The sequence below is a fragment of the Streptococcus sp. SR4 genome, assembly GCF_000517725.1.
Classification (GTDB): Bacteria; Bacillota; Bacilli; order Lactobacillales; family Streptococcaceae; genus Streptococcus; species Streptococcus salivarius_F.
The window spans coordinates 52,149-65,050 of record NZ_AZYW01000060.1 but is presented as its reverse complement, the minus strand read 5'-3'; the positions used below and the strand labels follow the sequence as shown (position 1 = coordinate 65,050).

The 12,902-nt window shown below is 40.9% G+C and carries 11 protein-coding genes; all 11 read left to right on the top strand.

What is annotated here, in order from left to right; genetic code table 11:
- Positions 1 to 252: 252 nt before the first annotated feature.
- The 11 genes from HMPREF1519_RS07550 (at position 253) to tuf (ending at position 12,648) form a co-directional block, all read left to right on the top strand.
- On the top strand, positions 253 to 2,904 hold the full coding sequence (locus HMPREF1519_RS07550) for a valine--tRNA ligase (RefSeq protein WP_037611774.1): 2,652 nt from the start codon (positions 253 to 255) through the stop codon (positions 2,902 to 2,904).
- A gap of 448 nt (positions 2,905 to 3,352) precedes the next feature.
- Positions 3,353 to 3,550, top strand: a complete 198-nt coding sequence (locus tag HMPREF1519_RS07545) for a F0F1 ATP synthase subunit C (RefSeq protein ID WP_002890193.1) — start codon at positions 3,353 to 3,355, stop codon at positions 3,548 to 3,550.
- A gap of 32 nt (positions 3,551 to 3,582) precedes the next feature.
- A complete protein-coding gene (atpB, locus tag HMPREF1519_RS07540; RefSeq protein WP_037611772.1) occupies positions 3,583 to 4,290 on the top strand; it encodes a F0F1 ATP synthase subunit A in 708 nt (235 codons plus the stop codon).
- 20 nt (positions 4,291 to 4,310) lie between these two features.
- Complete coding sequence (atpF, locus tag HMPREF1519_RS07535; RefSeq protein ID WP_014634008.1) at positions 4,311 to 4,808, top strand: F0F1 ATP synthase subunit B; 498 nt, start codon at positions 4,311 to 4,313, stop codon at positions 4,806 to 4,808.
- On the top strand, positions 4,808 to 5,344 hold the full coding sequence (locus HMPREF1519_RS07530) for a F0F1 ATP synthase subunit delta (RefSeq protein WP_002885901.1): 537 nt from the start codon (positions 4,808 to 4,810) through the stop codon (positions 5,342 to 5,344). Before atpF ends, HMPREF1519_RS07530 begins: the two co-directional genes overlap by 1 nt.
- A gap of 15 nt (positions 5,345 to 5,359) precedes the next feature.
- Entirely contained in the window at positions 5,360 to 6,865 is a 1,506-nt protein-coding gene (gene atpA / locus HMPREF1519_RS07525; protein WP_014634010.1) for a F0F1 ATP synthase subunit alpha, read from the top strand.
- A gap of 18 nt (positions 6,866 to 6,883) precedes the next feature.
- Positions 6,884 to 7,762: a F0F1 ATP synthase subunit gamma gene (locus tag HMPREF1519_RS07520; protein ID WP_002890208.1), complete on the top strand. Its 879-nt coding sequence runs from the start codon at positions 6,884 to 6,886 to the stop codon at positions 7,760 to 7,762.
- A gap of 76 nt (positions 7,763 to 7,838) precedes the next feature.
- Entirely contained in the window at positions 7,839 to 9,245 is a 1,407-nt protein-coding gene (gene atpD / locus HMPREF1519_RS07515; RefSeq protein WP_037611771.1) for a F0F1 ATP synthase subunit beta, read from the top strand.
- Positions 9,246 to 9,257: 12 nt separating this feature from the next.
- Positions 9,258 to 9,674, top strand: a complete 417-nt coding sequence (locus tag HMPREF1519_RS07510; RefSeq protein ID WP_002890211.1) for a F0F1 ATP synthase subunit epsilon — start codon at positions 9,258 to 9,260, stop codon at positions 9,672 to 9,674.
- 259 nt (positions 9,675 to 9,933) lie between these two features.
- Positions 9,934 to 11,214, top strand: coding sequence for a cell division peptidoglycan polymerase FtsW (ftsW, locus tag HMPREF1519_RS07505; protein ID WP_037611769.1), 1,281 nt, complete (start codon positions 9,934 to 9,936; stop codon positions 11,212 to 11,214).
- 237 nt (positions 11,215 to 11,451) lie between these two features.
- Complete coding sequence (gene tuf / locus HMPREF1519_RS07500; protein WP_002886182.1) at positions 11,452 to 12,648, top strand: elongation factor Tu; 1,197 nt, start codon at positions 11,452 to 11,454, stop codon at positions 12,646 to 12,648.
- Positions 12,649 to 12,902: the final 254 nt, after the last annotated feature.

Here is a 12,902-nt window from a genome sequence, read left to right as displayed (position 1 = left end):
AAAAAGTAAAAAATACCAATTAGGAGTTAAGCTTATAAACCAAATAAGAGATAGAGAAGACAAGTTAAATCGGTATGAATATGATACTACAACTATTAATTCACTAAATAAACGTTTAAAAAAATTAAAAAGAAAATCAACAAAATTAAGGAAACCACGAGAATGTATGTTGCACCCTATTTTATTTTATAGATACAGGAAAAATAGGAAACGAATTATTAGAGAAGTAAAAAAATTGATAAGGAGAAACTAATGTCTAAAGAACTTTCACCTAAATACAATCCAGCCGAGGTTGAGGCTGGTCGTTACCAAAAATGGCTTGATGAGGATGTTTTCAAGCCTTCTGGCGATAAAAAGGCTAAGCCTTATTCAATCGTTATTCCACCACCAAACGTAACTGGTAAACTTCACCTTGGTCACGCTTGGGATACTACTTTGCAAGATATTATCATCCGCCAAAAACGCATGCAAGGTTTCGACACGCTCTGGCTTCCTGGTATGGACCACGCAGGTATTGCCACTCAAGCTAAGGTTGAAGCGCGTTTGGCTGAAGAGGGCATCTCTCGTTATGACCTGGGTCGTGAAAAATTCCTTGATAAAGTTTGGGAATGGAAAGACGAGTATGCCTCAACTATCAAGCAACAATGGGGTAAGATGGGTCTCTCTGTAGACTACTCTCGTGAGCGTTTCACCCTTGACGAAGGTCTTTCAAAAGCGGTTCGTAAGGTTTTTGTAGAGCTTTACAAAAAAGGTTGGATTTACCGTGGTGAATTTATCATCAATTGGGATCCAAAAGCTCGTACAGCCCTTTCTGATATCGAGGTTATTCACAAGGATGTTGAAGGTGCTTTCTACCACATGAACTACATGTTGGAAGATGGTTCACGTGCCCTTGAAGTAGCAACAACTCGTCCTGAGACTATGTTTGGGGATACTGCTGTAGCGGTTAACCCAAATGATGACCGTTATAAAGACTTGATTGGTAAAAATGTTATCTTGCCAATCTTGAACAAGCCAATCCCAATCGTTGGGGACGAACACGCAGACCCTGAATTCGGTACTGGTGTGGTTAAAATCACTCCTGCCCACGACCCTAATGACTTCTTGGTTGGTCAACGTCATAACTTGCCACAAGTCAACGTTATGAACGATGATGGTACCATGAATGAATTGGCTGGTGAATTCAACGGTATGGACCGCTTTGAAGCACGTAAGGCTGTTGTTAAGAAATTGGAAGAAATCGGTGCCCTTGTTGAAATTGAGAAAATGACTCACTCAGTTGGTCACTCAGAGCGTACAGGTGTGCCTGTTGAGCCACGTTTGTCGACACAATGGTTCGTTAAGATGGATCAATTGGCGAAAAATGCCATTGCTAACCAAGACACAGACGACAAGGTTGATTTCTATCCACCTCGTTTCAACGATACCTTCCTTCAATGGATGGAAAATGTCCACGACTGGGTAATTTCTCGTCAGCTCTGGTGGGGTCACCAAATCCCTGCTTGGTACAATGCTGAAGGTGAAATGTACGTTGGCGAAGAAGCACCAGAAGGTGATGGCTGGAAACAAGACGAAGATGTCTTGGATACTTGGTTCAGTTCTGCCCTCTGGCCATTCTCAACTATGGGCTGGCCTGATGTCGACTCGGAAGACTTCAAACGTTACTTCCCAACATCAACACTGGTCACAGGTTATGACATCATCTTCTTCTGGGTGTCTCGTATGATCTTCCAATCATTGGAATTCACTGGCCGTCAACCATTTAAGAATGTCCTTATCCACGGTCTTATCCGTGACGAGCAAGGACGCAAGATGTCTAAGTCCCTCGGTAACGGTATTGACCCAATGGATGTTATCGAAAAATACGGTGCTGATGCCCTTCGTTGGTTCCTTTCAAACGGTTCTGCACCAGGTCAAGACGTGCGCTTCTCTTACGAGAAAATGGATGCATCTTGGAACTTCATTAACAAGATCTGGAACATCTCTCGTTACATTCTCATGAATAATGAAGGGTTGACCTTGGATGCGGCGCGTGAAAATGTAGCTAAAGTCGCTGCTGGTCAAGCAGGTAATGTCACAGACCGTTGGATTCTCCACAACCTCAACGAAACAATCGGCAAAGTCACTGAAAACTTTGATAAGTTTGAATTCGGTGTGGCTGGACACATCCTCTACAACTTCATCTGGGATGAGTTTGCGGATTGGTACGTTGAGTTGACCAAGGAAGTGCTTTACAGCGATAACGAGGACGAAAAAGTCATCACTCGTTCTGTCCTTCTTTACACTTTGGACCAAATCTTGCGTCTCCTTCACCCAATCATGCCATTCGTAACTGAAGAAATCTACGGCCAAATCTCTGAAGGAACTATCGTGACGGCTGAATACCCAGTGGTTCGTCCAGAATTTGAAAATGAAGAAGCGGCAGCTGGCGTTGAAGCTCTTAAAGACGTGATTCGTTCTGTCCGTAACTCACGTGCAGAAGTTAATGTGGCTCCAAGCAAGCCGATCACCATCTTGATTAAGACTAGCGACAGCAAGCTCGATGCCTTCTTCAATGATAACGTCAACTACATCAAACGCTTCACAAATCCAGAACACTTGGAAATTGCAGCAGATGTCGAAGTACCTGACTTGGTTATGTCAAGCATCATCACAGGTGCAGAAATCTACTTGCCACTTGCTGACCTTCTTAATGTTGAAGAAGAATTGGCTCGTCTTGAAAAAGAATTAGCCAAATGGCAAAAAGAACTGGATATGGTCGGTAAGAAGCTCTCTAACGAACGCTTCGTAGCCAATGCCAAACCAGAAGTCGTCCAAAAAGAACGCGACAAACAAGAAGATTACCAAGCTAAATACGATGCGACAGTCGTACGTATTGAAGAAATGAAGAAATTGGTGAAATAAACATAGAAACACGGCGGAATGCCGTGTTTTTTAATGAATTGTATTAGTGTTGTTTTAAAGAAGAGGCTAGACAAATTGATCTATTGTGGAAGAAAGAGAAATAAACGCTCCTCTTCAGCTTTCTTTAAGCAACCCAAGCTATACTATAATCATTCTAATAAGTATTGCTGAACATGGTTCGGTAGAACTCACACCTCTGACGATGAGTCAGACAGTGAAACTTTCTTTTTTTCATAAATTTCCCAAACAAGTCTAACCTACCATAGTTAGGCTTGTTTTTTTTGTAATAAGCAGACTAGTTTTTCATTAAAAGTAAACGCTTACGTAAAATTAGTGAAAACGTTAGGCAAAGTCAGTGAAAACGTCTAAAAAACCATCAATTCGTTGACTTTCGTGGAAAATAGGACTAAAATAACAGGGTAAAAAAAATTAAAAGGAGAATTCTACTATGAATCTAACTATCTTAGCCCTCGGTTTGGCCGTTATGGGTGTATCTGTTGGTGAGGGTATCCTCGTTGCCAATATCGCTAAAGCTGCAGCTCGCCAACCTGAGATGTTTAGCAAACTTCAAACATTGATGTTTACTGGTGTTGCCTTTATCGAAGGTACCTTCTTCGTATTGTTTGCCCTTAGCTACATTGTCTAATAGACAAATAAAAGATGAAGGAGGGATGAGCAGTGGAAACTACAAGTAATCCAACCGTCTCATTATTTGGGATTGATTTTGACTTGACGATCCTTGCCATGTCTCTCTTGACAGTAATTATCGTTTTTGGAGTGGTTTTTTGGTCAAGTCGTAAGATGACCATTAAACCAAAGGGAAAACAAAATGTACTCGAGTTCATCTATGAATTTGTGAATAACACCATTTCTCAAAATCTTGGAAAATTCACAAAAAATTATAGTTTGCTCTTGTTTGTAATTTTCACCTTTGTGTTTACAGCAAACAACTTAGGTCTGCTTGTATCTGTAAAAAGTGAGCATTACAATTTTTGGTCTTCTCCAACATCGAATTTCGGTGTTACTATCACTCTTTCTTTGATTATTACCCTCATTAGTCATATTGAGGGGATTCGTAAAAAAGGGTTTAAAGGCTATCTCAAAGGCTACCTTTCACCATACCCAGCTATGCTCCCAATGAACATCTTGGAACAACTCACTAATCCTGCTTCATTGGCCTTACGTTTGTTTGGTAACATTTATTCTGGTGAGGTACTTACTGGCTTGATTCTTCAATTGGTGACCTGGTCTGCTTTTGCAGCACCTGTATCCTTTGCTTTGAACCTTGTCTGGGTTGCCTTTTCAGCCTTTATCGGCTTTATCCAAGCCTATGTCTTTATTATCCTAAGTTCAAACTATATTGGTGATAAAGTCAACGAAGAATAATTAAGAAAGGGAGAAATGAAATGTCAATACTTATTAATAGTACGACACTTGGTAATATCATTATCACACTCGGCTCAGTTTTTCTCTTGTATTACCTCATCCGTAAATTCGCATGGGATCAAATTACAGGAATCTTTGCTGCTCGTGAAAAGAAAATTGCCACAGATATTGATAGTGCTGAAAATGCTCGTCAAGAAGCAGAAAGCTTGGCACAAAAACGTCAAGATGAGTTGGCAGGTGCTCGCACTGAGGCAGCTCAAATTATTGATGGGGCCAAGGAAACTGGTAAAACTCAAGAATCAAAAATCATTGCAGAAGCACATGATGAAGCTAAACGCTTGAAAGAAAAAGCAAATCAAGACATTGCCCAAAGCCGTGTGGAAGCACTTGCTGGCGTTAAAGGTGAAGTTGCAGACTTGACTGTCCTCTTGGCGGAAAAAGTTATGAAACAAAACCTTGATGCTAAAGCGCAATCTGACTTGATTGATAGCTATCTTGATCAATTAGGAGATGCTTAATGGATAAGAAAACACAAGCTCTTGTTGAGCAGTATGCCAGAAGCCTGGTAGAAGTCGCTTTTGAACAAGACGCCGTGTCAACAATCCAAGAAGAAGTAAGGCAAATCCTAACAGTTTTTGCTGAAACAAATCTAAAAACCTTCTTGTCGCAGGAAAATGTGACAAGTGAAGCTAAAAAAGAAAGTTTGAGCTTGTTTCAAGAGTCTTGTTCAGTGTATATGAACAATTTTCTTGAGGTAATCTTACTCAATGACCGTGCCAACATTCTCTATGATGTGTTGAAATTGGTCCTTGAGCTCTTTGACCAAGAAGACAATACTTACGATGTCACAGTGACATCAGCAAGTCCCTTGTCTGAGGAACAAAAAGCCCGACTTTTGGCGATTGTTTCACAAAAATTTGAGATTAAGACACGTCGTTTAGTAGAAAAAATTGATGAGGACCTCATCGGAGGATTCGTCATCAAAGCAAAAAATAAGGTTGTTGACACGTCAATTCGCAGTCAATTGCAAACCTTTAAAACGAATTTGAAATAGAAAGTGGTGTGACTTTTGGCAATTAACGCACAAGAAATTAGCGCTTTAATTAAAAAGCAAATTGAAAACTTCCAGCCAAACTTTGACGTCACTGAAACTGGTGTCGTTACCTATATCGGTGACGGTATCGCACGTGCTCGTGGTCTTGATAATGCCATGAGTGGTGAGTTGCTCGAATTTGAAAATGGTGCCTATGGTATGGCCCAAAACCTTGAATCTAATGATGTCGGTATCATTATCTTGGGGGATTTCGTAGCAATTCGTGAAGGCGATATTGTTAAACGTACTGGAAAAATCATGGAAGTTCCAGTTGGTGAAGCCCTTATTGGTCGTGTAGTAAACCCACTTGGGCAACCAGTTGATGGTCTTGGTGACATCGAAACAACAGGTTTCCGTCCAGTTGAAACACCTGCTCCAGGTGTTATGCAACGTAAATCAGTTTCTGAGCCATTGCAAACTGGTCTTAAGGCCATTGATGCCTTGGTTCCAATTGGACGTGGTCAACGTGAGTTGGTCATCGGAGACCGCCAAACTGGTAAAACTTCAGTAGCAATTGATGCTATCTTGAACCAAAAAGGTCAAGATATGATCTGTATCTATGTGGCTATTGGTCAAAAAGAATCAACAGTTCGTACACAAGTAGAAACGCTTCGTAAACATGGTGCTCTTGATTACACAATCGTTGTGACTGCCTCAGCATCACAACCATCACCATTGCTTTACATCGCGCCTTACGCTGGTGTTGCAATGGCTGAAGAGTTCATGTATAACGGAAAACACGTCTTGATTGTTTATGATGATTTGTCTAAACAAGCCGTGGCCTACCGTGAACTTTCATTGCTTCTCCGTCGTCCACCAGGTCGTGAAGCCTACCCAGGGGATGTCTTCTATCTCCACTCACGTCTTTTGGAACGTTCAGCTAAAGTTTCAGATGACCTTGGTGGTGGTTCAATTACTGCCTTGCCAATCATCCAAACGCAAGCCGGAGATATCTCAGCTTATATCGCAACAAACGTTATCTCAATCACAGATGGACAAATCTTCTTGCAAGAAAACTTGTTTAACTCAGGTATTCGTCCAGCCATTGATGCGGGTTCTTCCGTATCACGTGTAGGTGGATCAGCGCAAATTAAAGCGATGAAGAAGGTTGCTGGTACACTTCGTCTTGACTTGGCTTCATATCGTGAACTTGAAGCCTTTACGCAATTTGGTTCAGATTTGGATGCTGCGACTCAAGCGAAATTGAACCGTGGTCGTCGTACAATCGAAGTTTTGAAACAACCGCTTCATAAACCACTTCCAGTTGAGAAACAAGTTGTTATCCTTTACGCTTTGACACACGGTTTCTTGGATAGTGTTCCGGTTGATCAAATCTTGGATTTTGAAGAAGCACTCTATGACTACTTTGATAGTCACCATGAGGATATCTTTGAAACTATTCGTACGACTAAGGATCTTCCTGAGGAATCTGTACTTAATGAAGCTATCCAAGCTTTCAAAGATCAGTCAGAATACAAATAGAAATAGGGAGGACAGCATATGGCAGGCTCTCTAAGAGAAATCCAAGCAAAAATTGCTTCAACAAAGAAAACGAGTCAGATCACAGGAGCCATGCAAATGGTTTCTGCATCGAAATTGACACGTTCTGAGCAAGCTGCTAAAGATTTCCAAATCTATGCCTCAAAAATTAGACAGATCACAACAGATCTTCTACATTCAGAATTGATTAATGGTTCGTCAAATCCAATGTTGGATGCACGCCCAGTTCGTAAGACAGGTTACATTGTCATTACTTCAGATAAAGGACTTGTTGGAGGTTATAACTCAACAATTCTTAAAGCTGTGTTGGACATGATTAAACGTGACCATGATTCTGAAGATGAATATGCTATCATTTCTATTGGTGGAACAGGTTCAGATTTCTTCAAGGCTCGTAACATGAATGTTGCTTTTGAACTTCGTGGCCTTGAAGATCAACCTAGTTTTGATCAAGTCGGAAAAATCATTTCTAAAGCTGTAGGAATGTATCAAAATGAACTTTTTGATGAACTCTATGTGTGCTATAATCACCATGTTAACAGTTTGTCTAGCGAAGTTCGTGTGGAACAAATGCTTCCTATCGCTGATTTGGATCCCAATGAATCAGAAGGTCATGTGTTGACCAAGTTTGAATTGGAACCAGATCGTGACACTATTTTGGATCAACTCTTACCACAATATGCGGAGAGTCTTATCTACGGTGCTATCGTAGATGCCAAAACAGCTGAGCACGCAGCGGGTATGACTGCAATGCAGACAGCCACTGATAATGCTAAGAATGTGATTAACGATTTGACAATCCAATATAACCGTGCGCGTCAAGCTGCCATCACTCAGGAAATTACTGAAATTGTTGGTGGTGCAAGTGCACTTGAATAGCTAGAGATTTGTCTTAATTAGACACACATGAAAAAGGGATGATTGTCATCCAAAAAACTATCATAAGGAGAAAACAATGAGCTCAGGCAAAATTGCTCAGGTTGTTGGTCCTGTTGTAGACGTAGCGTTTGCAGCCGGTGATAAACTCCCTGAGATTAACAATGCATTGGTCGTTTATACTGATGAACAAAAGTCTAAACGTATCGTGCTCGAAGTAGCTCTTGAACTTGGAGAAGGTGTGGTTCGTACCATTGCCATGGAATCTACTGATGGATTGACTCGTGGACTAGAAGTTCTGGACACTGGTCGTCCAATCAGCGTTCCTGTTGGTAAAGATACCCTTGGACGTGTCTTTAACGTTCTTGGTGATACCATTGACTTGGAAGCACCTTTTGCAGAAGATGCAGAGCGTGAACCAATTCACAAAAAAGCACCAACTTTCGATGAATTGTCAACATCTACTGAAATCCTTGAAACAGGGATTAAAGTTATCGACTTGCTTGCCCCTTACCTTAAAGGTGGTAAAGTCGGACTCTTTGGTGGTGCCGGTGTTGGTAAAACCGTTCTTATTCAAGAGTTGATTCACAACATTGCCCAAGAGCACGGTGGTATTTCCGTGTTTACAGGTGTTGGTGAACGTACACGTGAAGGTAATGACCTTTACTGGGAAATGAAAGAATCTGGCGTTATTGAGAAAACAGCCATGGTCTTCGGTCAAATGAACGAACCACCTGGAGCACGTATGCGTGTTGCTCTTACTGGTTTGACAATTGCGGAATACTTCCGTGATGTCGAAGGTCAAGACGTGCTTCTCTTCATCGATAACATCTTCCGTTTCACTCAAGCAGGTTCTGAGGTTTCTGCCCTTCTTGGTCGTATGCCATCAGCCGTTGGTTACCAACCTACACTTGCTACTGAAATGGGTCAATTGCAAGAACGTATCACATCAACTAAAAAAGGTTCTGTTACATCAATCCAAGCCATCTACGTTCCAGCTGATGACTATACTGACCCAGCGCCAGCTACAGCATTTGCTCACTTGGATTCAACAACCAACCTTGAACGTAAGTTGACACAAATGGGTATTTACCCAGCCGTTGACCCATTGGCATCAAGCTCACGTGCCCTTTCACCTGAAATTGTTGGTGAAGAACACTATGCTGTTGCGACTGAAGTTCAACGTGTGCTTCAACGTTACCGTGAATTGCAAGATATTATCGCTATCCTTGGTATGGATGAATTGTCAGACGAAGAAAAAACATTGGTTGGACGTGCTCGTCGTATCCAATTCTTCTTGTCACAAAACTTTAACGTTGCTGAACAGTTTACAGGTCAACCAGGTTCTTATGTTCCAGTTGCTGAAACCGTTCGTAGCTTTAAAGAAATCCTTGAAGGTAAATATGACAATCTTCCAGAAGATGCCTTCCGTAGCGTAGGTCCAATTGAGGATGTAGTAACTAAAGCTAAAGCTATGGGCTACTAATGAGGTGAAGATATGGCACAAATGACCGTACAAGTGGTAACTCCGGATGGTCTGAAATATGACCACCATGCCAGCTTTATCCACGCGGTTACTAAAGATGGTCAAATTGGTATCTTGCCAGGCCATATTAACTTGATTGCGCCACTTGAAGTGGATGAACTCAAGGTTCGTCGTGTGGATGACGAGAGTCACGTCGATTGGATTGCCGTAAACGGTGGTATCATCGAAGTTAAAGATGATTTTATTACTATCGTTGCCGATTCAGCAGAACGTGAACGCGACATTGACGTTTCTCGTGCCGAACGTGCCAAGCAACGTGCCGAACGTGACTTGGAAGAAGCAACTAAATCTGACCGTATTGATGAAGTTCAACGTGCTCAGGTTGCTCTCCGTCGAGCACTTAATCGTATCAGTGTCGGTACAAAATAAGACAACAAAAAACGAGACTTTGGTCCCGTTTTTTATTTGTCGTAAAAGAAAACATGAGAAGTAGCAAAGTTATCAAAGAAAGCTCATTTTAAAACCTATCTGAAGGTAAGATAAAAAATTAGATTTCCAGTCTTGAAAACGGTTAATTTAGCTTTTACTTTAGTTTAAGGTATCAAAGTGTTATAATATAAGCTGTTAGCTTTATATTTTTAGAGAAAATGTAGAGTAACGTAATAGAAAGTATGAGTTTTTTAAAGATATGAAAATTGAAAAGAAGCATCTTTTAGATTACACCATCTTGATACCTTATTTAATCTTATCCGTAGTTGGTTTAATAGTAGTGTATTCAACAACGAGTGCTCGTTTAGTAGCCTTAGGTGCCAATCCCTTCGCATCTGTTGTGAACCAAGGAGCCTTTTGGTTGGTATCCTTGTTCTCTATTTTTTTCATCTACCGACTGAAGTTGAACTTTCTCAGGAAAGATAAGCTTTTGGGTGTTGTTATTGCCTTTGAGATTTTACTTTTGGTCATTGCCAAATTTTTCACTAGGGAAATCAATGGAGCCAATGGTTGGATTGTGCTTGGACCCTTGTCTTTCCAACCAGCGGAGTACCTTAAGATCATTGTTGTCTGGTTCTTGGCACACACTTTTTCAAAAAAACAGTCTGCTATAGAACGTTATGACTACCAAGCCTTGACGAAGAATAGATGGATTCCAAGGAATGGTAAGGAACTGAATGACTGGCGCGTTTATTTGCTCGTTATGATTGGTTTGGTTGCTATCCAGCCTGACTTGGGTAATGCGGCTATTATTGTATTGACTACGGTAGTTATGTTTTCAATTTCTGGTGTTGGCTACCGTTGGTTTACGGCCTTGTTTGCCAGTATTGTAGGGATTTCGTCAGCCTTCCTTGGTTTAATTGCCTTGGTTGGGGTTCAAACCATGGCTAAGGTACCTATCTTTGGATATGTTGCCAAGCGTTTCGCAGCATATTTTAATCCGTTCAAGGATTTGACAGGATCTGGTCTTCAGCTATCTCATTCATACTATGCTATGAGTAATGGAGGATGGTTTGGTCTCGGGCTTGGAAATTCGATTGAGAAAACTGGCTATCTCCCAGAAGCTACAACAGACTTTGTGTTTTCGATTGTAATTGAAGAGTTAGGTCTTATCGGAGCTGGCTTGATTCTGGCCCTTCTCTTTTTCCTCATTCTTCGTATTATGATTGTGGGAGTTAAGGCTAGAAATCCATTTAACTCTATGATGGCGCTTGGTGTAGGGGCTCTCATGCTTATGCAGGTCTTTGTTAATATCGGAGGAATCTCAGGATTGATTCCATCAACAGGGGTTACCTTCCCTTTCCTTTCGCAAGGTGGTAACTCGCTTTTGGTAACTTCAGTTGGGATAGCCTTTGTCTTGAACATCGCTGCTAATGAAAAGCGTGATAATATTGTTCAAGCTATTGAGGAAGAATTGTCTCAGACTCAAGAATTAGAAAGTCAAGATGAAAAAATTGTACCTTTAAGAAGAAGTCGTTAATACGGCTTCTTTTTTTACTTGATAGCGTTTTGCATTAGTAAAGGTAATACTAAAAGCTTGTAGAAGTAGTAGAAATAGAATTACTGAAAGAAATATTTGTGATTACTCTAAAGAAAAATTGAAAACTATATAAAATACTTGCAATTCTATGACATTTTGATAGAATAGTAGAGTAAAGTTAGACTGTATTGCCTACTGTCTATCTATAAAATATATTTTATTGGAGGCTTTTCCTAAATGGCAAAAGAAAAATACGATCGTAGTAAACCACACGTTAACATTGGTACAATCGGACACGTTGACCACGGTAAAACTACTTTGACAGCTGCTATCACAACTGTATTGGCTCGTCGTCTCCCTAGCGCAGTTAACACACCAAAAGACTACGCTTCAATCGACGCTGCTCCAGAAGAACGTGAACGCGGTATCACAATCAACACTGCACACGTTGAGTACGAAACTGAAAAACGTCACTACGCTCACATCGATGCGCCAGGACACGCGGACTACGTTAAAAACATGATCACTGGTGCCGCTCAAATGGACGGTGCGATCCTTGTAGTAGCATCTACTGACGGACCAATGCCACAAACTCGTGAGCACATCCTTCTTTCACGTCAGGTTGGTGTTAAACACCTTATCGTCTTCATGAACAAAGTTGACTTGGTTGACGATGAAGAATTGCTTGAATTGGTTGAAATGGAAATCCGTGACCTTCTTTCAGAATACGATTTCCCAGGTGATGACATTCCAGTTATCCAAGGTTCAGCTCTTAAAGCTCTTGAAGGTGATTCTAAATACGAAGACATCATCATGGACTTGATGAACACTGTTGACGAATACATTCCAGAACCAGAACGTGACACTGACAAACCATTGTTGCTTCCAGTCGAAGACGTATTCTCAATCACTGGTCGTGGTACTGTTGCTTCAGGACGTATCGACCGTGGTGTTGTTCGTGTCAATGACGAAGTTGAAATCGTTGGTCTTAAAGAAGACATCCAAAAAGCAGTTGTTACTGGTGTTGAAATGTTCCGTAAACAACTTGACGAAGGTATTGCCGGAGATAACGTCGGTGTTCTTCTTCGTGGTATCCAACGTGATGAAATCGAACGTGGTCAAGTATTGGCTGCACCTGGTTCAATCAACCCACACACTAAATTCAAAGGTGAAGTTTACATCCTTTCTAAAGAAGAAGGTGGACGTCACACTCCATTCTTCAACAACTACCGTCCACAGTTCTACTTCCGTACAACTGACGTAACAGGTTCAATCGAACTTCCTGCAGGTACTGAAATGGTTATGCCTGGTGATAACGTGACTATCGACGTTGAGTTGATCCACCCAATCGCCGTTGAACAAGGTACAACATTCTCTATCCGTGAAGGTGGACGTACTGTTGGTTCAGGTATCGTATCTGAAATCGAAGCTTAATTAATATTAAGTTCCCAATACAATTATTCGTCAGACAATAATTGAGAGGGTCGAGTTTACTCGGCTCTTTTTGGCGTTTAAAAATACTCGTAATATTATATTTTTGACGTGTTTTAGATGCTTAATCTAAGTTTTGATAGTGATAAATACACATAAAGCAGGCTGAGTTTTCGGAATTTTCCTAAAATCCTAGTAATAGTAAGGGATTTGTGATAAAATAAACGAGTAAATAAATAAAAGAAGAGGTATGTGAA